We start from the raw sequence: 22,742 nt of genomic DNA, 5'->3' as shown, positions 1-22,742 counted from the left end.
GCTTTTTTAATTATAATTGTTTCAAGAGATAATTAATTAAATCTGTAGTAGTTACGATACCAACAAGTCTGCCATCATCAACTACTGGCAAAGCATGGAATTCATTTTCTGCTAAAATTTTTGCTACTTCTTTTATGGTTGCTGTTGATGATACGGTAACGACATTTTTAGCCATCACTTGGTCAATAGTAAACATATTATATACTAAAGTATCCACTTCTTCTTCGGTTTCATAAACAGCGTCAGCGAAGCTGATTCTTAAAAGATCAGTATAGCTGAGCATACCAATTATTACTTCTTCAGCAACAACAGGAATATGTCTTATTTTATTGCGCTTAAAAAGCATCTCAGCTGTTTCAAGATCATCATCTCTATTGAGAGCGATGATATTTTTGGTCATTATTTCGGAAATTAACGGAACATATCTCATGACTATCGGTTTTATAATTCACTATTAAAAGTACCCTATAAAACCAAAAAATAGTATGATAAATATCATGTATTAAGCCATTTAGATAACAGTATAAAATTATGATTTGGTGCCGTAGTCATAGTTATAGCCATAATTATAACCATAGCCATAGGATTTACTGGCTCCTACACTATTTAATACGTATGCTATATTTTTAAGCCTAGAATGTTTTAAACAACCATTTAAAAAACACTGGTATCAAATATAAGTAAGATCCATAGACCATAAGTAGTAAAATTTGTCTGTTTAAAGTAAGATCATATTCAATGGCTATAAAAAACGTCAAAAACACAATGATAACGTTAAAGGATGCAATCAATAGTGTCGTTTGGGCATGGGTGAAACCAAAAAATAAATATTTGTGGTGTATATGCTTTCTGTCTGCTGCAAAGGGACTTTTCTTGTAAATTACAATACGTAAAAAGAAGACGCGTAATGTATCTATTAAAGGATAAAACAATAGTGCAAATGCTAAAACAGGTGCATATCTAAAATAGACAGAACTACTATCAGTTTGTGCCAAATTGATAAAACTAATCGTAAAAAAAGCTAGCAAAAACCCTACAACCATAGTGCCCGTATCACCCATAAAAATTTTATTCTTACCAGAAAAATTAAATCTTAAATAAGCGAGTAAGCTTCCAACAAGTGCTATAGCTAGTGTTGCCAAACTCAATTTTCCTGCATCAACAAATAAATATGTAAAAACCAGACATACTCCCAAAGCAATTGAACCTGCCAAACCATCTACACCATCAATAAGATTATAGGCATTAATAATTAATACATATACAAATAGAGTAAAAGCAATAGATATCCAATAGGGCAGTTCATTAACACCCATAATAGAAGAAAAGCCCAAAATACGCGTATCTGTAAAAACGATAAGTAGACCAGCTGCGAGTAATTGTCCAAAAAGCTTTTTTATTGGTGAAATGATTGTTAAATCATCTTTAAGTCCCATAAAAAATAATATGGTCAATCCCCCCATTACCAATACTAAGGTTTTGGTATTTAAAAAGGCACCAACGATGGTCATTACAACGATAAGACTAAAATAAATACTTATACCCCCTAAGGTTGGTGTCGTGTTTTTGTGCATACTTCTGCCTCCGGGTTCATCCATTAATTGTTTTTGCTTACTTATATAAATGACCGTTGGGAACGTTGTATATGCAATTATAAACGCAAAAAAAAAGGCGATAAACAACCACCAAAAAAGATGGTCTTGTGGATTGAAGTCTTCAAAAAAAAGTTTAAACATAATCTTATGACATAATACACTTAAAGGTAGATAAATCCAATCAGCCTATTACTAATATTCCATTAAAAAAATCTTTTTTCATAAGGTCATTATAAAACATAAAATTAAAAACTATCTATGATAATTTCTATTAAAATCTGGTCAAATTCAGATAAAAAATAGGTATTTCAATCATTTTTTAAGGTATATCATAGTTTCCCATAATTATAAAACACATTAAGCGGTACTACCGTAACCGTAATTATACCCGTAATTATACCCATAGCCATAGCTATAAGACTTGCCTGCACCGACGCTATTTATAACGTAGGCCATATTCTTCAGCTTACCAGAAGCTTGCAACGCTTTAGAAAAGTCTAATAATTTTTTCTCGGTATAGTTGGCCTTCGTCAAAAACAGAATTAAATCTGCATATTTAGATATTAAAAAGGTATCCGTTACCAAAATTGTAGGTGCCGTATCTACTATAATATAATCAAACATGGTCTTAGCCTGCGCTAACATCTGCTCAAAACGGCCGTTAGTTAACAAGTGCGCAGGGTTTGGTGGTATGGGACCCGATAAAAGTATACTATGACAAGGGTGATTTTCAAAACCCTGCTTAAGCAAGGCTTTCCAATCGGTGTCCGTATCATTTAAATAACTAGATAAACCCAAGTCTTTTTTAGAGGCACCTATATACCCATGTATTTGCGGATTACGCATATCTGCCCCAATAAGCAACACCTTCTTATTTAAACTAGACAGGGCTAATGATAAATTGAGACTTGTAAAGGTTTTACCCTCACCCTTAATAGCAGAGGTACAAAAAATAACTTGACTCCCAGATCCCTCAGCTTTTGGCAACATATAATCCGCATTGGCCGCCAATATTCTAAACGACTCCGCGAGTACGCTTGTAGCATTAGGGTCACTAAATATAGCATGCGTACCCTTTTTTATCTCTGGTAGCTCTACCAATACCGGTATTTGTGCGGTAACACTCTCAATATCCTCTCGGGTATGCACCTTGGTGTCTAACATAAACATAAGGTACATCACACCAAACGGTATAAGTAAGCCCCCGAGTAAAGCACCTGCGTACACTATACTAGATTTTGGAGAAATCGGTAATAGGCCCGTTAAGGCATATTCTACCACTTTTATAGAGGGCTCAGTAATGGCTAAGTTAATGGCCGCTTCCTCACGTTTTTGAAGTAGCAATAAATATAGGCTCTCTTTTATTTTCTGCTGACGTTCAATAGCACGTAACAATTTTTCCTTTTCAGGCAATTGCTCCACTCTACTGGTATACTTGTTATTTCTTGTATTAAGCTGGTTTTGTGACGCCTCTAACTGCCTAATGTACGCCTTAATGGACTGATTAATATTGGCTTTTAAATCCTCTACCTGTAAGGCGGCTACCTTTGCCATTGGGTTGTTTTCACCACCACTTTTGGTAAGTTTATCTCTATTGATGACAGCTAAATTATAATCTGTAATCAAAGTATTGATCCCCCCATTTTCTAGTCCAATATTAGCAGGTAATAAATCGGTCTCGGAGACCTCGTTTAATGAGGTTTGGAGCAATCTGGCTAACACCAGCTGATTGTCAATCCTAAACACCTCACCTTCAGATTGGGTGCGCAGTTCAAGGTCTATTTGGGCATCAGCTACCAGATCTGTCAAATTATTGTCTTGCTTAAAATCCTGACGATTCACTTCAATAGAATCTAGCTCTTCTGCCAAATAGACAAAGCGCTCATCAATAAAATCTATAGTACGTTTAGAGACCAACTGTCTATCTGCAATACCGTCACTATTAAACACATCAATAAGGGTGTTTAATATGTGCTCTGATCGTTCTGTGTTTTCAGCTTTGATCGTGATTTGTAGCAAATCGCTCTGCTCACCTACCGACTCCACTAATAATTGCTTTTTTAAATTTAAGGTCGCTTGTTTCACCGAAGTCAAATAGACCAGATAGGTTTTTCCTTCTAATTTTTCTAATGGCATATCTGCCAAAGGCTCATACCGCAAGTCAAATGGTAGGCTGTGCGCTACATTCGCCGTTTGTAAATCTGGAAAACTTATGGTTGCCTCAGTATTAAGATCTGTAATCTCTAATGCAGCGTTTTCTATCTCTATCTTATACGCTAAGTTGCCTTTTATACTATCCATAGATGTAAGCGCCGTATACGCAAAGGGCAACTCCCAAACAGGCGAGGTCTGTATTCTCCCTTCCTCATAAAAACGCGTACTCAAGTTAAGTTGTCGTACCACGCGCTCGCTAATAATGTAGGAGTTAAGTATTTCAATTTCATTTTCTAAATTGATATTACTACGTTTAAAGATAAAGGCTGCCGTTGGTAACTCTAAACCGTCACCCTCGTCTAATACTTTAATCTTAGCTGTGGTCTCATAAATACGCGGGGCATACTTAAGGTAAATATAGGCAGTAGACAAGGCAAAAACCACTGTAAATACAAACCAAGGCCAAAAACGTAAATAACGCCCTACCACCCTTTTTATATCAAGGTTGTCCTCTTCAACTAAAAACGAATTAGTGTTTGGTACTTCCATCATTAACGCGTTAATAAAATACTAACACTCAAGGCGAGTGAAGCAATAGTTAATACAGTCCCTACATTGGCTATATAGCCTGCGTTTTTTACTCTGGGGTTATTGGGATTCACCACAATAAGATCATTGGGTTTTACAAAATAGTAAGGACTATTCATAAATTTAGCAGAGGTCAAATCAATATGCGTAATCTGGCGCATACCATTAATTTCTCTGGTAAGTAATATATCATTACGCTTCCCATTAATCGTTAAATCCCCAGCATAGCCTAAGGCCTGCATTAGGGTTATGTTTTGCTCTGTAAAGTTATAGGTACCGGGTTGATTGACCTCGCCTAAAATTGTCACCTTGGCATTAATTAAACGCACGTTAACATTGGGTGCGGCCAAATGGCTACCCGCAATTAATTTTGATTTTATAGCGTCTGCCAAGGCTGCGGTTGTTTTATTGGTTGTTGAAATTTTTCCTAGTACTGGGAAGTCAATAGTACCATCAACATCTACCAAATAACCATCGAGCTGCAGTACCTGAATATTTTGGGCTATCCCACCCTGAACAGCTCCTCTGTTGTAAGGTAATGCGGTTTCTGGTACATCACTCTCTACGGTAATTTTTAAAATATCATTGGGTTGTATGTCTGCAGAGGCGTAATTAAAGGTACCAACCCCATTAGTAGGGGCATCTTGTAAGTAATAGATGTCCTTTTTTGAGGCACAAGACGTTAGAAACAAGATGATTAAGGCATAACTATATACTATCTTCATTAATTCAATTTTATGCCCAAAGATAAGGTATTTGGAATTATTACTAAAGTGATATTGTAGATTCATTTTTTAAATATTGATCCCGTTAGATCTTATTAAATTTTCTATTTTTTTTAGGGTAATGATAACGGATTAAGATTATTAAAAAAGTTACAAATACTACTTGATTCGTTGTTTCAAAATACTAAATCCTTGAAATCACAGAATACCTTTTCCAAAGAGCTTCTGACTCAACATTTCTAAAATAAACTTCGGTGTTGAAACTAAATTCCGTTCTGCCAATCTTCTAGGTTCTTTAATAAATCTAGGAAACCATTCTAGACCTATTTTTATCCAAAACCGATGGGGACGTTTCACATTTTCAGCATAAAAATCAAATACAGCTCCAATTGAACAAATAATATTCGCATCGAGATGATCTTTAAAATTGAATACCCATTTTTCTTGCTTCGGAGCTGTCATTCCAACAAACAATACGTCAGGTTTATGCGCATTGACCATCATGCACATTTTATCCGAGTCTTCTTGAGAAAAGCTATTCTTATAAGGAGGCGAATAACTATGTACAGTCACATTAGGATATTCGTATTTGGCTTTACTTTCTATTAAATCAAGCGTATTCTGTGACGCCCCAAGAAAAAAACAAGATCCATTACTCTTATTTAAGGTATGCATGAGATGGAGAAATAAATCGTAACCTGCTATTTTTCTGATTGATTTTCGATTTACAAATTTTGATGCAATTACAATGCCAACACCGTCAGGTAAAAGTATATCACTAGCATGCAAAGCATTACTAAATAACTTGTCGCGCTTTGAAATACAATAAGAATGTGGATTTATAGTATTGACCACAATTTTTTGATCGCTATCAACACTTAACTCATTTATTGATGTATTGATATTAAATCCGAAAAGCTCTATACTTTCAATTCTGTCGTTTAACTTTTGACCCATTTTTTCCTAACCTTAGTTTCTTCATCACTATAAAAAGTCCTAAAATATGTAGTATTACATATACGATCTAATGTTGCCGCTTCTAATTTAAAGGAATCCTTAAATTCTTTATAAGATTGGTTATAATATTTTTCACCTCCATCATTAAAAGTCTCTAGAACAATGTCTTCCTTAGTGTTAAAAAATTGAGATATCGCTTGAATAAAACACGAATTGAGGCTTTCCATCTTTAAGGCAAGAAGTTCAAAATTATTTAGTCTTTCTATTATAAAATGATCTTTCAATATGTCCTCCATATTATAAACATTAAAATTAAATGTTGATTTAAGTTCTTGGTTAATCCATTGATCTTCCTCGTTTATAATACTATTGATATAATCGTCATTTAATACTGCCTTAATCTTAGTTTCATCAAAATTGAGACCTTTTAAATCTACCTCATTTTTAAACTGATCTAAGTTTTGAAAAAAAGAGGATAGTTTACGTTGAACAGGCTCTCTGAACACGGTAATGATATACGTTTTATAATTTACCTTTTTTAGAAGCTTGCTTAGAATTTTACTTGTAATTAAATGCAATGGTACGGACTTTCTACTTGATGTTTTATGTTTTTTCCAAGATGTCTCAATGCCTTTATCAGATAAATAATGAATATGAAAAATACGATTAGTCAATTGCTGTTTTAAACTGTAATAAATTGAGGAAGAACCCACCTTTCCGATGGTAAGCACAATAACTAAAGGTTTGGACGTATTGGTAACAAAAAGTCTATAATAAATGACAAGATATTGTAACACATATACAGGATAAAACAACCATTTAGCCATCCATCGACGCAATAATATACCAGTATTTGTATTTCGAAAATTCACCTTTTACTGTCAACCACTTTAAACACCTTGAGCATATTCTCTTCAAATACTTTCATGGTATATTTATTATAAAAATCTTCATTAGCTTGACGTGCAATTTTAGTTCTAATATCTGGATTCTCAATAAGGTAGGTCATTGCATCTGCAGTTGATTTCACATCTCTTCTTTTAACAATTAGGCCATTGATATTGTGTTGAATTATGTCACCAATAGCACCCTCATTAGTTGTAATAATTGGAAGTTGCATTTGCATAGCTTCTAAAATAACTCCTGGAAAAATCTCATTGTAATAGTACGTTGGAAATACAAACACATCGGCCTTGCTTAATGCTTCAAATTTTTGGTTATCGTAAAGTGGTCCTTCAACATTGACATCATTTTCAATTCCATTGTTAACACAAAAATCACTAACCCCATCAAATCCAATATCACCCTCATCCCCAACGATTGTTGCCGTTATGTTGTAACCTTGATTTTTAAGCTCCTTAAACGCGCCCAAAAACTCCAAGATACCCTTAGATTTTCTTAGATGTGAAAGGTATATGAAGTTAAGTACTTCTGCAGAGGGGTCCTCCTTTATATTAACACTTGAAATTTTTATTCCATTTGGTACAATGAATAACTGTTCATCCTTAATAAAATTCACTATATCTAACGAAATGCTTTTACTAAGACATATAACCTGACTCTTCTTAAACACCCATTGGTAAACTTGTCTTAAAATTATATTCTTGCTGTAGTTTTTAACACCTTTATTACGTAAGTGATATAATAATCTAACTCTAAAAAATCTCAAAATAAATATAATGAGCGCATCTCTTAGAATACCAATAGGCCTTACCGATATAGTATAATACGCAAATGAAAACTTATGCTTTAGTAACAGTCCTAATAATCTAGCTACAAACTTTAAGAATAAAAAGAACTTTTTTGTAGATGTTTTTCCTAGCTCCTTAATAGTCTTGGAAAAACTCAATGGAAGTAAAATTAAGTCGAAATTATCATTTATTATTTTACTCTGTGCTACAGATAAATTGCGCTGTGAAGCACCATGAACAGGTGGTGGTAACTGCGCCAAAAATAATATTTTAGATTTAGGGTTTTTGTTTTGCATGCAAATAAAGTCTCTGATAACAAATTGAAAAAAAGATTAGCAATAAAAGGAAACTCAAGGTTTCAGGATATACATGTTCGCCAATATATCCCTTACTGCCGCCATTTATAAAGGCCGCTGCTAGCCCACCCATAAATCCGAGTCGAGATGGCAGTTTGTGTCTATTATATTTAAATAGCTCAAAAATTAGTTTAATAAAGCCCACAAAAAACACGAAGATTCCTAGTAGTCCCATACCTCCTAAAATAGAAATTAGAAAAAAGTGAGTATTTGTAGTATAAAACTCTGCACTTCTGGCTATAATGTCAAATCCCCAGCCCAGGAATGGTCTTTCATAAATCATTTCAAGATACATTTCCCAAAGTCTAGTTCGCCCATTTAAGCCTTCTATTTCCTCTGCATCTTTATTAATTAGTATTAAATCCTGAATAACATCAGCGTTTACAATACCTACAACTATTACTGCAATGATTGCAGCCATAATAAATATAAAACTCTTGTTCTTTTTAGGAGAGAGTGCCATGATAATTACCACAGCAACTAAAAATGATAAAAATGAACCCAAGCTAGTACCTATAATGGTGAGAAATAAACCAAAACCAAAATAACGCTTAAGGATTTTCTTTCGGTTATCGTAGTACTCTGGGCCCAATAAGCTACCAAAACAATATGAAGCCATAATTGCACCTGTTATGGTGTAACTATTATTATGTAATCCTGCAAGTGATATTGAACTACGTCTAGCTAATAGACCAAGAAAGCTCAACACACCAACAAGTAATATTAGTCTTAAAAATGACTTTTCAATTATCTTAAAATCGTAACTGCTATAATTTAGTATTGAGATACATGCCATAAACAATACGAAGGCTTCAAACGCACGATAGGACGAATAAAAAAAGTTCTCAGACCAAATACCTGAAATCATGCCCAATAGGAACAGTCCGATGAAATAATTTATAGACTGTTTTTTAAAGGTAACAAATAAGCTTTTGTATTTTAATAATAGAACGGCTAGAATCAGTACACTGCCTATTTGAATTAAATTAAATAAGTCTAAGCTCGTATACGACCCAGCATCTCTTGTCCTAATTAGTAAAGTGATTCTGAACACAAATAATATCACTAAAATTAATAGTGCATAACTTCGTAATTTATATTTCTTACTTAAACTAATCATCTAAAAGCGTATTTTTAACTTTTAATATCCAGTGTGGCAAAGAAATTTCTAAGCTCTTCTTTTTTGCGGCATCACAGTACCTATGAAGTAGCGCCTTATCTTTAACGAGAGTCTTTATTTTCTCTAGATTAGATGCTTTTTTAACTTGAGGCAATATCATACCGTTTAAATTATCCTCAATATAACTAATTTCTGGACCATGATTATCAGACTCTAGTGTTAAATAGGGCCGTCCATAAGCAAATGCATGATTTATGGAAAGTCCAGAATCACCAGGTAAAAAAACGAAACTAGCATTCTGCATTATGGGTGCAATCTCATGCTCTTCTATTAATGCTCCATGCCAAACAATATGTGTATTTGCCTTTGCTGCATTTTCTACAATTTCTACATCTGGCCCATCGCCAATGACATCTAATATAATTGCTTCGCCATCTAAACGCTTTTGCAATTCTTCAAAATAAGATATCGCTAAACTGACCTTTTTAGATGGGATTAATCGGCCAATAAAAACGATATGCAACGGTTTATCTGGTGGGTACGAAAATGAATAAACCTTGTCAATCTCTGTTGTATCAATTGTATTATTCGCCCAATACGCCTTTTCCCTATTTATATAGCCATGTTTTACAGCAAGGTCATGGCTTTGTTCAGTATAAAAAATTACCCTATCAAAATGTTTAAAATAGAACTTTGTTATCCACAAATCAAATATGGTGATTTTACCACCACCTGATTTGGTTAATGGATGACAGTAGGTAAATAGCTTTGTATTTTCACCTTTTTTACGGGCTAAAAACCTAAGCCATATTAAATATATAAAAAGAAGTAAATTCTTTTTCTCTGTAGAAATTAAAACCCAGTCAAATTCTGAAAACTCACTTTTAATTGCTTTAGCAGCCTTCACAGAAAATCCAAATCTTTTCTTAGAAACTGGTAATTGATTATGTTTAAACAACCAGTTCTTATGCAACTCTTTATCGCCATACCCTGTTCTACCTGTACCACTAATTAGGTGTAAATCAATATCTGATTCACTTGCTAGATGATTTAGAAATCTAGCTTTATAGTGATTAAAATTAGGCGTTAGCCAGAGTACTTTTACCATGTTTTTAAAATCTTACTGGGTCTAAAACCAACGTTTATACCAATTCATTAAAAAATAAATGGTCCAGATATTATTAGTGTATTCTTCCTTGCCTTGTTTTAATAACTCTAACTGTATGTTGACGGTTTCACTATTAAAAAATCCCGTGTCCTTATTAAACTGTTTGAGATTATCTTTAACGGCATAATATATGGTGTCATTGGCCCATTCTTTAATTGGTAAGCAAAACCCCATCTTCTTTCTGTATAAAATATCATGTGGTAAAATACGTTCTAAGGATTTTTTTAAAATGTATTTATTAATGCCATTCTTAATTTTATACTTACCAGGAATAGCCAAGGCCAAATGCACCATTTCATGATTGAGAAATGGGCTGCGAGCTTCAATTGAATTAGCCATTCCTAGCCGATCTGCTCTAAACAAAAATCGTTCTGTAATCGCATTTCTATATCCGGAATACGACAACCAATTAATATAATCATAGGTGTTGCCATTTAAAAATTGCTTATAATCTTTTTTGAGTTGTTCTACATAATGATATGACGAATGATTACCAATTTTTTCTTTAAAATTCTTAGATATTAGATCTGCTTTAATTCCCTCTTTAAATCCACTGGCTCCAGGCCAATAAAAATCCTGATTATTAGCTAATCTATTGGCCATTTCATGCATGGGTGTACCTTCATTAATCATTTTGGTAAACGAAGGCGCAAGATTTTTAACAAATTGTGGCGCTTTTTCTGCTATTTTAAAATACGTATTGAGCTTTACATAGCGTTCATAACTACTATAACCACTGAATAATTCGTCAGGCCCATCACCATTAAGTACGACCTTTATATTTTCTTCCTTGGCTAGTTTTGAAATAAAATAAATAGGGATTGCTGTTGTATCTGCCTGAGGTTCATCGTAAATCTCTGTTATTTTCGGAATAAAATCGAGTAAATCATTTGGAGTTACTGTTTTTACAAAATGATTAGTATCAAAGGTCTTTGAGATTTGATCGGCATAGGTCAATTCATTATAATCGGGTTGCCCCTCAAAACCAATTGTAAAGGTTTTGATATCATTAGAGGTATTTTGTCGCATTAAAGCCACAATGGCCGAAGAATCTACACCGCCGCTTAAAAAAGCCCCAACAGGAACATCCGAAATCATACGTGAAGATACAGACTCTTCAAGCTTATTATAGACAATGTTAGCCAGTTCTTTCTCGGAAGAAAAATGAAGTGTACTTTGAGTTAAATTTTGATAGGGTTCATAGGTCCTTATACCATCTTTATTAACCACCATATAATGTCCAGGTATAAACTTAAATATATCCTTAAACATGGTTTTAGGAGTTAAGACATTATTGAAGGTTAAGAAATCATAAAGTGCTTCGTTATCTAATGATTTATCAATCCAAGGTAGCTCAAAAATAGCCTTCAACTCAGATGAAAAGACAAATTTCCCACCCATATTCGTATAGTACAGTGGCTTTTTACCAGAACGATCTCTCGCTAAAATTAATTCCTCTTTTTTGGCATCCCAAATGCCAAAAGCAAACATGCCATTCAGCTTTTCAATAGCCTTTATTCCTAGCTTATTGTATAGCTTTAAAATGGTTTCTGTATCTGAGCTCGAAAAGAACTTTGCGTCACTAAGATGAGAGCTGTTCAATTGTTGATAATTAAAGACTTCACCATTGTAAACAATAATATTCTCATTATCAAGCATCGGCTGATGCCCTGCTGAAGACAAGTCAATAATACTCAAGCGAGTTTGACCCAATCCTATATTTTTAGATTTGCTTATCCATGAACCATTATCATCTGGACCTCGGTGGTCAAGCCTTTTGTTCATACTATTAATAGCACTTCCTAAATCAATATTAAAATCAGAAAACTGTAAAACACCATTAATTCCACACATTACAAAATACTTTTATATTGATTAAAATACATTCTTTCCATTCTACTAACACTAAAATAATCAAGCTCTGCTGACTTCTCATCACTCCATTCATACTTATTTTTAGAATAATACAACAGTCTATCTAGCATAACATTATAATCTTCACATACATCTTCTGGAGTAAATCGGTCTATAATTTCACAGATTCCACCACCATCCTTAAATACTAATACCGGTTTTTGCAATTTTAGGCATTCTACGGCGACTAAGCCAAAAGGTTCGTTTTGCGATGGAAAAATTGCAACATCAAAAAAGGATTGATAGCTTGTAACTTCTTGTTGAAATCCCTCAAATACAACTTTAGATGCTATATTTAAGGCATTTGTTTTTTCCATTAACTGCTCCTTTTTCGGTCCATCACCAACAATCATTAAAATGGCATTTTTGTGGACCTTTAAAAATGCCGCAAACACTTCAATTAACCGATCTATTCTTTTAAATCCAGCGAGTCTAGTTGTTGTTCCAATAACAAAACTATCTGAATATTCCGATTTTAGCACATCAACAATACCTGACTTAATCTTTTTATTAAACGACACCCCATTATGTACTGTAATGGATCTTGGACCATCATAAAAATGCTTCTTTAAATACCATTTCGTAAAATTAGAATTGCAACAGATATTAACCGAGCTCCATCTAAAAAAAAGTCGTCTAAACAAAAAACTAAACTTATCAGAACGTGTGTGATTTCTGCCGAAACCAAAATTTCCATGCTCCGTGTAAATAAGCTTTGTCCTAGATAACAAGGCTGCAACAGCCACACTGAGATGAAATCCATGCAAGTGAACTATATCTTGCTGCTTAAAAACTTTTCGTATTCTATTGATTTTTAAAGGGTTAAAATCATATCCCGAATTAAGGTTTAAGTTTATTAAAGGTACATCCAAAGCATCAAATTCAGTTTTAAACTCACCTTTTAGTTTTGCAATTCCAACAGATGGTTTGATCTCTGAATATATCTTCTGTTCAGATACCAAATCATAGACTAAACGCTCGATACCGCCGAATCCTAGGCTCACAATGTAATGTACAACTCTCAATACTAAATTTTAATTAAAAAATCGATAAACTTGTTGTTAAGGGTATAAAGTGTCTATATGATGAGGTATTCACTTTAACCAAATTTTCATAAAACTTAAATCTCATTTCCACTGCTGAATCATTTTTAGGTAAATCAAATGGTATATGATAAGTAAATGTGTTAAACCGTGTTTGCAGATTTATATATTTTCTTCCTAAAAAACTTAGCAGATTCGGAAGCACTATTCCTTTATGCTTTACATAAAACTTCTGAGCCATAAGGATTCTGTAATTAAGGGGCAATTTAACATCAGGTACAGGTAGATAAAAGTTCTTGGCATTACATTCTGATTTCAGAAAGTCACCTAGCTCTTTATGAAACAGTAGTATTAATTCAGATAGGGTCGATACATCAAAATCCTTCTCGAACCAAGCCTTTCGATACGCAATAACCGTTTCAACACAATCGTATAGTTTTCCTTCTTTAACACCTAACAGTTCTAAATCAAAAAAAATAGCTCTAGCCTCTAATAAAAAAGATCTCAATTTTATAATTCCCAATGTCACCTGAACATCTAATGAGATGAACATTTTAACTAGATATTCAAAGGCTATTTGAATTTTTATGGCATGGTCAATTTGAGAATCTTGATTTTGGTAGTTTAAATTCTCACCATGAAGCAAATTTAAATTAGAAACTAAACCATAGTTCATAGATTGAGCGAAAAAACGCTTCTCAATTCCAAACAAACCGTGAGTTAATATGGCTTTTTCATTTTCGCTTAGGGTGCTTCTATAATCCAAATCCAAACTAGAACCATTCTTAAATACACAAATAATATCTAAATCAGAAATGCCAGGTTCTCTCACAGAACCCATTTGATAAATACTCTTTATAACATCCTTAGACTTTAAATCTGATACGATTTTCGCTTTTAAGATGTCGTATTTGTCAGCCTCAATAAACGTCGGAAAATCTATAAATTTTAATCCCATTTGTTTGTTGTTAACGCCTTCTACTGGTCTTTTGATTTTTTTATTAAGAAAGCAAATCCAAACGGATACTCACCAAAATACTTTTTCAATAGTCGTTCTACAAATTTTATTTTTATTAAAAGATAATAGATAAAGCCTGGAAGATTAATAAGGGTTTTTAAAATAAAATGTAGTGGTTTTATTGTTCTTAAAGGCTTTATAAAAACACCAAAAAACTTACTATGAATGTAAGTAAGAACTCCTAAATTATCTCCAACATAATCGAGTTTTACGATTTCAAAACCGTTTTCTTCAAACATGTGCTTTAAACAGAAATACGTATACCTGTGAAAATCGTAAGGCTTCTCGTGTTCCCACATAAAAAATGGCACTGTGCCAATAACATATCCTTCTGGAACAACAATTCGTCTTATTTCTTGTAAGGCTTCGTGTGGTTTATAAATATGCTCTAAGACTTCAGACAATACAACACAAGAGAAGGTATTATCCCCAACATCAACTTTTTGATCATCATCAATACCAATTTCAGGCCTCCTGTTGTGTTTCATGTTTGTAACCTCGTAATCTGCCGAGACATAATTATCGAAGTATTCTATAAGCATCTTTTTATAAGGTGCATCTCCAGACCCATAATCTAAAACAGTATCTCGTTTATCAACAAAATCAAAATATTTTATAAATAATTTCGCCTTTAAAACTCGCGATATTGGGTTGTGAAAAATAGAATAATAGTACTTCCCATTTCTATGTCTAATTGCTAACATAATCTACAATAGGTTAAAATAAACTTGATGACTAATAATCGCAATATATTGAAAAGCATAGGATAAAAATATAATTAAATGTCTTTTCTTATTCTTTGGATAAATAAGCTAAGATTTGCGTAAAAATTGTCTGACAACTCTGCCTTTATTTCATCCTTTATGGCTGGCGCGAATAATCGAGCTGAAATTTTTCTTACACGCCAATTGGTAATACTTAGCAGAGCTTTTTGAACGCGATTCATTGGATAGCCCCAATTGTTTCTTATTTTAGAAGCCGTTACGACAGGCATCCATTCCAATTCACTAAAATCATGAGCTACTGCGGTAAAACTCTCTTTTTTAAAAATCCCTCGGTTTGTTTTTAAACTATAATACAAGCTTGGCAATAACATTATTTCGCTCAAAAAACTTTTAAGCTGATAACTATTGCGCGGTCTCCAACCTCTTTCAAGCTGAGCGTCTAATTTATCTAGCAACCCAATCAGTGTGAGATTGTAATTCAAATTAGACTTCAACTTTAATTGCAATTCGAGGCCATCGTCCATTGGATACATCAGTCTAGAATGATTTAAAATGGCATTTGGAAAATAATCTTCAGGATAATTACTTAAATCACGTTCTGAAATTTTAAACCACTTGTGATGCTGCAGAGGATCGAAATTGAAGATTAATCGTAATGATTGTTGCTCAAAACGTTTCAAAATCTTAGAATCAACATATTCATCTTTTACAATGAGTAACCCATCGAAATCACTGTAAGAAACCACTTCATTTGTAGCGACACTCCCATGAACAATTACAGCATAAAATACATCTGAGTATTTTTTTATGACTAGTTTCCTTATTTGGTCAACAATTAAGGCATTACCCTTATACGTCTCAACTATTACCTTTACATGTCCTGAATTCTCATTCATAGCCAAGCTTTGTCATAGTTTCACCACAAATGTCTGTAAAAGTTTTCTTATAGTCATAAGGCCAGTCTTCAAATTCAGGCAACCGATCTTCTACAAAGGCCTTGCCCTTATATTTGGCATATAAAAAACGGTATACCTTTGATTTAGTTTTGTTCTTTTTTACACCCACTGCATTCTGCCAACTACTTTCATCCATGTATAGGCCAACTTTATCTAAAAGGTGAATTTTAAAATAGTCATAATCACTTATTATCTTTTCAAAATGTAAAACATCTAGGCCCTTTTCCAAAAGTAATTCTGTGTCCGTTTTCCAATTCCAGCAAATGCGACTAAATTTATCTGATTTAATCCACCACTCTATTTCTGACTCCGTTTTAGGTACAAAATGAACATTTCTTTCATCTCGTCTAGTATATAAAGATCTCACAACAGCTTTTGGATGCCGCACCATATGAAATATCTCTTTAGTATTAAAAACCTCTTCAAGAGCATCTGTACAGTGCCTGTAACCACCATTAACATCTATAAACCTATCGTTCTTTAGGTTATCCGCTTCTATCTCAGCTTTTAATTTTTCTAAATATGGCCGACAATATGAAGTGCCTAAGTACCAGCTCAATAATTGAAACTCACGAGTTCGTTCGAACTCATGATGAACATTCGCATCCTTGCAATGTGATAATAAATGAGATAAAAAAGTAGTTCCAGATCTCCCAACCCCTGTAACGAAAGCATATTTAATACCATTCATATAATAGCACTTCTAATAAATTTAAAGTTTAAGTCTGTTTAAGACTTTATCCCATGGTAATATCCTAATTCCTACAAACTTATATACATAAAACACTCTTGTAAAATTCATACCTATTATAAGAATCATGTATGCAACTGCTGCTCCTTCTATACCCCAGGCATTAATAAATATACAGTTTAAAATTAAATTTAATATCATGAAAAATGTATTAACCGATAATAATTTCTTTTCAAAACCAGTCATAGTCAAAATCGTTCCCACAGTTCCGGTAGAAACATTAAAAAATTGCCCTATTGCCAAAATGATTAAAACTAGATATCCACTTTTAAATTCTGTTCCCCAAATAGCAAGAATCAATTCGCTAAACACAACAGAAATGACCAAAATTAGTAATGCAGTAATAAATAAGGCACCTGTTAAATATTGAATAAGCGTTTGTAGCTCTTCTTTCTTATTGTCATTATATAAAACGGCTACTTTCGGTGCTACGGCTGAATGAGCAACGTTCAACAAAAACCCTGATATAATTGCTATTCTAGACGCCACAGTGTAAATACCAACTTCTTTGGCTGAACACAACCAACCTATCATAATGATATCGACATTTTTGTATATAGTCTCTGTGACAGTAACTAATAAAATTGGAAAAGCTGTTTTTAAAAGTTCTTTTGTTTTTCTTTCGTTTTTCTCTGTTGAAGAGAAAATAGTATTCCAATAAATCCCTAAGACAACTGTTGCCACAAAACGACCTATGACATAAGCAATAATTACATTAATAATAGTGATTTCAACATCAATGATGTAATAAATCATCAACACTAAAAATGTTACAAAAGTACTAAGGGTCTGGTCCACCAAACTCGCCTGCCAAATTTTCCTAAATCCCGCTAGACCTGATGAAAATATTCGAGTTAAAATTTGAAATGGAAAAACTATAAAACTGATAACCAAAACCATTTCTAATTCTGGAACTTCAAAAAAGTTGTTAGCTAGCCATGGACTTAAAAGAATCAGTATTAGAGATACTGAAATCGATAAAATTAAATTGAAGAAATATGCCGTTTTTAATGAATCGCCAATCCGTTTATTATCATTTCCACTGTAACCAATAGCGATTTCCTTAATCAAAACCTGACGCATCCCAAATAAACATACTACTAGTAAAATGGCTACGATACGATTAGATAGATTAATAACACCTAAACCATCAGCTCCAAGCATCCTACCTAAAAAAATACTGATAAGTATTGACAAAACCATCCCTAGGATCTTAACAAAGGCAGTAGGAATAGATTTCTTAAATACCTCCGAGGTATTTTGATCTAAGTTGGTTAGTCTTGTAATTTTTTTTATCAATCTAAGATTGTTAACAGTAATATTTTATTTGACAACTGGGGCATTCTATCAAATCTATTTTTAGAGAAATTTTTAAATAGGATATCCTTACCGTTTATCAAACAACTAAAAAATAGTGTATAAAACAGGCTCAAGGTACTCGCGAACAAATCTCAAAAATTCTTGCATTCAAATTATATTTAGTTTTTAAGATACCATCCATAGGTCCTTAATATCCCTTCTTCTAAATCAATTTTATATTTCCAACCCAATTGTTCCAGTTTTGAGCTATCCATAAGTTTTCTAGGTGTTCCATCTGGCTTAGTACTATCCCAATGAATCTCTCCTTGATGACCTACCGTTTTCTGTATGGTTTCTGCCAACATTTTTATAGTAATATCTGTTCCCATACCAACATTGTATAAATGCTCAGGCAGGTTACTTTCAACTGCAAAAAGCACGGCCTCCGCCAAATCATCAACATGCAAAAACTCGCGCATAGGTGTACCACTTCCCCAAAGCATTACTGGAGCGTGATTATTCTCTTTAGCCTCATGAAACTTTCGAATCATTGCAGGCAACACATGTGAGCTCTGTAAATCAAAATTATCGTTTGGCCCATAAAGATTGGTTGGCATTAAACTCACAAAATCCTTATCATATTGCTTTCTAATGGCCTCACAAGCTTTAACTCCAGCAATTTTCGCAATTGCATACCACTGATTTGTTGGCTCTAAGCTATCGGTGAGCAGATACTCTTCTTTTAATGGTTGTGCAGCATATTTTGGATATATACAAGAACTGCCTAGAAAAATAAATTTACTAACATCAAGCTTATGAGCAGCATCTATTAAATTATTTTGAATCTGCAAATTCTCCATTAAAAAAGGGTATGGGTTGTCATTATTGGCTAAAATTCCACCAACTTTTGCAGCAGCATCAATGATTATCTCAGGTCGCTCATGCTCTATAAAGTCTAACACCTTGTTTTGATCTCTAAGGTCTAACTCTTTACTTGTTTTACCAATAAGATTAGTATGTCCTTCACGCTCTAAAGCTCTCCAAACTGCAGAACCAACCATACCTCTATGTCCTGCAATATATATTTTGGTGCTTTTATTAATACTATTCATAGTAATTCATGGTTTTGTAGCCTCCATCTTCAAGAAACTGCTGTTCTTGCATAACCTTTAAGTCACCTTGCATCATATCCTTAACCAAGCCTTTTAAATCATATTTACATTCCCATCCTAACTTCTCTTTTGCCTTACTAGCGTCACCTATTAATAAATCTACCTCCGTTGGTCTATAATACCGTGGATCTACAGCTAAGACTTCTTTTCCTATTTCTATCTGATAATTAGGATTATTACATTTTACAACAATTGCCGTTTCATCCTCTGCTTTTCCTTGAAATTCTAACTCAACACCAACCTCCGCGAAACTCATACGCACGAACTCCCTAACTTTAGTAGTCTTACCTGTTGCTATTACCCAATCCTCAGGCTCATCTGCCTGTAGTATCATCCACATCATTCTAACATAGTCTTTAGCATGACCCCAATCGCGCTGTGCATCTAAATTTCCAAGGTAAAATTTATCCTGCAATCCAAGAGCAATTCTTGAAACCGCACGAGTGATTTTTCTCGTAACAAACGTTTCACCTCGTATAGGAGATTCGTGATTAAATAAAATACCATTACAAGCAAACATGCCATAAGCTTCCCTATAGTTTACCGTAATCCAAAAGGCATACATTTTAGCAACAGCATAAGGAGAGCGTGGATAAAATGGCGTTGTTTCAGACTGTGGTACTTCTTGTACCTTACCATAGAGTTCAGAAGTTGAAGCTTGATAAATTCGTGTTTTCTTTTCTAGACCCAATAGGCGTACTGCATCTAAAATTCGAAGTGTCCCAAGTCCATCCGCATTACCAGTGTATTCGGGTATTTCAAAAGATACTGCCACATGACTCATCGCCGCCAAATTATAGATTTCATCAGGTTGAATCTCCTTGATTAATCTGATAAGATTTGTACTATCGGTCATATCACCATAATGCAAGAAAAAATTTCTATCGTCGACATGCGGATCTTGATATAAGTGATCGATTCTATCAGTATTAAAAAGGGAAGATCGTCGCTTTAATCCATGCACTTGATAACCCTTTTTCAGCAAAAATTCACTCAAATAGGCACCATCTTGCCCTGTGACTCCAGTAATAAATGCTACTTTGCTCATTATAAAAAGTTAAATTTTACATCGAAACCTTGATTCTCGACAAAGCTAAAATATTTTAATGGACTTACATTATAATAGCAACTAAACTAATTAACATAGCTTTGATTTTATAAACGAAAATTAATCTTGAAGTAAAAAAATAAACCCCTCGATAAAAAGAAAATTATCAATCCAATCATAGGCTCTATCGGAGTATGACTAGAATATAAAGTCGTAAGATTTAATATTTTCTTATCTTCGCTGAACTAAACAACCCAAATTGTTTAAAATACTAACCTACATCTATGAAAAGTAAAGCGCTAAGTATACTTTTTCTATTTCTGGTCAATGCGCTCCTGGCACAAATACCAGAATACTATAATAGCATAGACTTTAACCAAACAGGTGCGTCTGTGAAAGACGACCTTACCGCTCTAATTTCAGTACAAACCGCATTCCCATACAGCTCTAACAGCACCGATACTTGGGATATACTTCAACAATCCGATACCCTTACCACTACAGATGTGCTATTGCTGTACGGTTATAATGATAATGACAATGATCCAGAAACTGATAGGCTTAGGGATAAAAGTTTAATATGTAATTTTGTTGGCCTTTGTAACGGCTATTGGAACCGTGAACATGTGTACCCTAAATCTTTGGCCAATCCTATCCTAGAAACCGGTAGTGCTGGCCCAGGGACAGATGTACATAACCTGCGTGCTGCAGATACTCAAATGAATTCTACCAGAAACAACAATGTATACGAAGAAGGAAGCGGTAATGCTGGTTTAACTACAAACGGATTTTACCCTGGTGATGAATATAAAGGGGATGTGGCGCGTATTATTATGTATATGTACACGCGCTATCCTGTCCAGTGCCTAGCCAATGCCGTGGGGTATGGTCCTAAAAGTTACAACGCTAATATCCCAGATATTTTTTTAGAATGGAACAAGGATGATCCTGTATCAGCCTATGAGATTAATAGAAACGAGATTATTTATGGATATCAAGGCAACCGAAACCCTTTTATAGACAATCCTTACCTCGCTACGATTATTTGGGGTGGCCCTGCAGGCGTTACAGATACTTGGGGAAATACGCAAGGCCCAAGTGTAGGATTTGTCACCAATAACTCTACAACCATAGAGACGGATACGAGCAACACTATTGTAATACCTGTTACTTTTTCTAATTATGAAGCCCCTGCGTCTGTAACAGTAAGCGTTGATGGCGCATCTAGCGCAGAAGAAACGGATTATAACCTTATAACAAGCAGTCTTTCATTTACAGCAGATGGCACACAGCATATAGCATTAGATATTAATGACGATGCAGACTATGATACCGAAACCCTTATTTTAAATCTAGCTATTAGCTCTGGTAATGCTATTTTGAGGGTATTGCAGCATACCATTACCATAATAGATAATGATATCCCCAATATAGTAATCACCGAGATCATGCAAAACCCCAATGCAGTTTTTGATAGCGATGGTGAATATTTTGAACTGTACAATGCTGAAACCACTTCTGTAAACTTAAATGGATGGACCATTAGTGATAATGACGGTGATTCGCATAGCATTGTGGGTGATTTAATAATTCCTGGTGAAGATTTTATTGTTCTTGGAAGGAACAATGATTCAAACACTAATGGTGGTGTTCTTGTAGATTATGAATATACCGGAATAGACTTATCTAATGGTGCTGATGAAATTATTCTCACAGATACTAATACTAATGAAGTAGACCGTGTAGCATATGACGGAGGTATAAACTGGCCAGATCCTACTGGCGCTGCAATGATCTATATAGGTAGTACTACTGAAAACAATAATACCTTTAACTTATGGCGTACGGCAACCGCTTCTGAAAACATTGATACTGATTTTGGCTCCCCTGGTCTCATGGGTAACGAACAGATTTTAGACTATTTGGTCTATGCTAATGGTGCCTGGAATAACCCACCCTCAATGGCTACAGGATCTAAAAATGCAGTAATACGTAGTAATGAAACCATTACCATTACAGATGATATAAACCTAAGCTCACTTTTACTAGAATCTAATGCTAGTGTAGCAGTAAGTCCGGGTAAAGGTATTATAGCCTCTACCCTTGAAAATCAAGGAACCCTAATTTTAAATTCAACAAGTACAGCCTATGCTAGTTTTATTGTAGACAACACAATCATAGCAGGAACTGTTATCTACAACCGCGCGGTCAATGCTTATACCAATGATGGTAACAGCAACGATAACGACCTGATCACTGCACCGCTGAGCGGGCAAACCTTTGGTGCTTTTGCCAATGATGCTGCCAATGCTAATCTTTTAGCCTCTGGCGATTTGCGTGCCTTTGCACCCTTTGATAAAACAACGGGCAACTATACCAATTATAATATTGTGGCTGATGCCAGTACGGTTATAACCGCAGGTACGGGTTACCGTGCCGCTACCAGCGATGGTGGTACCCTT

The 22,742-nt window shown here is 34.2% G+C and carries 19 protein-coding genes; 1 reads left to right on the top strand and 18 read right to left on the bottom strand.

Features of this window, described 5'->3' with window-relative positions; translation table 11 throughout:
- Positions 1 to 10: 10 nt before the first annotated feature.
- The 18 genes from DUZ96_RS03480 to gmd all read right to left on the bottom strand — a co-directional run bounded on the left by DUZ96_RS03480 (position 11) and on the right by gmd (position 20,280).
- Positions 11 to 430, bottom strand: a complete 420-nt coding sequence (locus tag DUZ96_RS03480; protein WP_114300573.1) for a CBS domain-containing protein — start codon at positions 428 to 430, stop codon at positions 11 to 13.
- A gap of 202 nt (positions 431 to 632) precedes the next feature.
- The gene (locus tag DUZ96_RS03475; RefSeq protein WP_114300572.1) at positions 633 to 1,736 is read right to left on the bottom strand and encodes an MraY family glycosyltransferase; all 1,104 of its coding nucleotides are present in this window, start codon (positions 1,734 to 1,736) and stop codon (positions 633 to 635) included.
- A gap of 216 nt (positions 1,737 to 1,952) precedes the next feature.
- Entirely contained in the window at positions 1,953 to 4,298 is a 2,346-nt protein-coding gene (locus DUZ96_RS03470) for a tyrosine-protein kinase domain-containing protein (RefSeq protein WP_181855220.1), read from the bottom strand.
- A 2-nt stretch (positions 4,299 to 4,300) separates the two neighbouring features.
- Positions 4,301 to 5,062 carry a polysaccharide biosynthesis/export family protein gene (locus DUZ96_RS03465; RefSeq protein ID WP_114300570.1) on the bottom strand — a complete coding sequence of 254 codons (762 nt, stop codon included), beginning with the start codon at positions 5,060 to 5,062 and terminating at the stop codon, positions 4,301 to 4,303.
- A gap of 198 nt (positions 5,063 to 5,260) precedes the next feature.
- Positions 5,261 to 6,019, bottom strand: a complete 759-nt coding sequence (locus tag DUZ96_RS03460; RefSeq protein ID WP_114300569.1) for a WecB/TagA/CpsF family glycosyltransferase — start codon at positions 6,017 to 6,019, stop codon at positions 5,261 to 5,263.
- Positions 6,004 to 6,891 carry a putative capsular polysaccharide synthesis family protein gene (locus tag DUZ96_RS03455; RefSeq protein ID WP_147267048.1) on the bottom strand — a complete coding sequence of 296 codons (888 nt, stop codon included), beginning with the start codon at positions 6,889 to 6,891 and terminating at the stop codon, positions 6,004 to 6,006. The genes DUZ96_RS03460 and DUZ96_RS03455 overlap by 16 nt, the downstream gene beginning before the upstream one ends.
- Positions 6,888 to 8,006 carry a glycosyltransferase family 4 protein gene (locus DUZ96_RS03450; RefSeq protein ID WP_114300567.1) on the bottom strand — a complete coding sequence of 373 codons (1,119 nt, stop codon included), beginning with the start codon at positions 8,004 to 8,006 and terminating at the stop codon, positions 6,888 to 6,890. Before DUZ96_RS03450 ends, DUZ96_RS03455 begins: the two co-directional genes overlap by 4 nt.
- Positions 7,987 to 9,186, bottom strand: a complete 1,200-nt coding sequence (locus tag DUZ96_RS03445) for an O-antigen ligase (RefSeq protein WP_114300566.1) — start codon at positions 9,184 to 9,186, stop codon at positions 7,987 to 7,989. The genes DUZ96_RS03450 and DUZ96_RS03445 overlap by 20 nt, the downstream gene beginning before the upstream one ends.
- Complete coding sequence (locus DUZ96_RS03440) at positions 9,179 to 10,294, bottom strand: glycosyltransferase family 4 protein (protein ID WP_114300565.1); 1,116 nt, start codon at positions 10,292 to 10,294, stop codon at positions 9,179 to 9,181. The genes DUZ96_RS03445 and DUZ96_RS03440 overlap by 8 nt, the downstream gene beginning before the upstream one ends.
- Positions 10,295 to 10,315: 21 nt before the next feature.
- Complete coding sequence (gene asnB, locus DUZ96_RS03435) at positions 10,316 to 12,208, bottom strand: asparagine synthase (glutamine-hydrolyzing) (RefSeq protein WP_114300564.1); 1,893 nt, start codon at positions 12,206 to 12,208, stop codon at positions 10,316 to 10,318.
- A complete protein-coding gene (locus DUZ96_RS03430) occupies positions 12,208 to 13,272 on the bottom strand; it encodes a glycosyltransferase family 4 protein (protein WP_181855219.1) in 1,065 nt (354 codons plus the stop codon). Before DUZ96_RS03430 ends, asnB begins: the two co-directional genes overlap by 1 nt.
- Positions 13,273 to 13,306: 34 nt before the next feature.
- Complete coding sequence (locus DUZ96_RS03425; RefSeq protein ID WP_114300562.1) at positions 13,307 to 14,269, bottom strand: hypothetical protein; 963 nt, start codon at positions 14,267 to 14,269, stop codon at positions 13,307 to 13,309.
- A gap of 20 nt (positions 14,270 to 14,289) precedes the next feature.
- Positions 14,290 to 15,033 carry a class I SAM-dependent methyltransferase gene (locus DUZ96_RS03420; protein WP_114300561.1) on the bottom strand — a complete coding sequence of 248 codons (744 nt, stop codon included), beginning with the start codon at positions 15,031 to 15,033 and terminating at the stop codon, positions 14,290 to 14,292.
- 74 nt (positions 15,034 to 15,107) lie between these two features.
- Positions 15,108 to 15,950, bottom strand: coding sequence for a nucleotidyltransferase domain-containing protein (locus DUZ96_RS03415; RefSeq protein WP_114300560.1), 843 nt, complete (start codon positions 15,948 to 15,950; stop codon positions 15,108 to 15,110).
- Positions 15,943 to 16,701, bottom strand: coding sequence for a hypothetical protein (locus DUZ96_RS03410; protein WP_114300559.1), 759 nt, complete (start codon positions 16,699 to 16,701; stop codon positions 15,943 to 15,945). The genes DUZ96_RS03415 and DUZ96_RS03410 overlap by 8 nt, the downstream gene beginning before the upstream one ends.
- Before the next feature lie 21 nt (positions 16,702 to 16,722).
- Positions 16,723 to 18,060 carry a flippase gene (locus DUZ96_RS03405; protein ID WP_114300558.1) on the bottom strand — a complete coding sequence of 446 codons (1,338 nt, stop codon included), beginning with the start codon at positions 18,058 to 18,060 and terminating at the stop codon, positions 16,723 to 16,725.
- 179 nt (positions 18,061 to 18,239) lie between these two features.
- On the bottom strand, positions 18,240 to 19,163 hold the full coding sequence (locus tag DUZ96_RS03400) for a GDP-L-fucose synthase (protein WP_309484644.1): 924 nt from the start codon (positions 19,161 to 19,163) through the stop codon (positions 18,240 to 18,242).
- 1 nt (position 19,164) lies between these two features.
- The gene (gmd, locus tag DUZ96_RS03395; protein ID WP_114300556.1) at positions 19,165 to 20,280 is read right to left on the bottom strand and encodes a GDP-mannose 4,6-dehydratase; all 1,116 of its coding nucleotides are present in this window, start codon (positions 20,278 to 20,280) and stop codon (positions 19,165 to 19,167) included.
- A 284-nt stretch (positions 20,281 to 20,564) separates the two neighbouring features.
- Between gmd and DUZ96_RS03390 the strand changes: the two genes are divergently transcribed.
- On the top strand, positions 20,565 to 22,742 hold a 2,178-nt coding region (locus DUZ96_RS03390; RefSeq protein ID WP_181855218.1), incomplete at its 3' end, for an endonuclease.

The sequence above is a fragment of the Winogradskyella sp. KYW1333 genome, assembly GCF_003335675.1.
Taxonomy (GTDB): Bacteria; Bacteroidota; Bacteroidia; order Flavobacteriales; family Flavobacteriaceae; genus Winogradskyella.
This window is presented reverse-complemented; position numbering and strand designations above follow the sequence as displayed.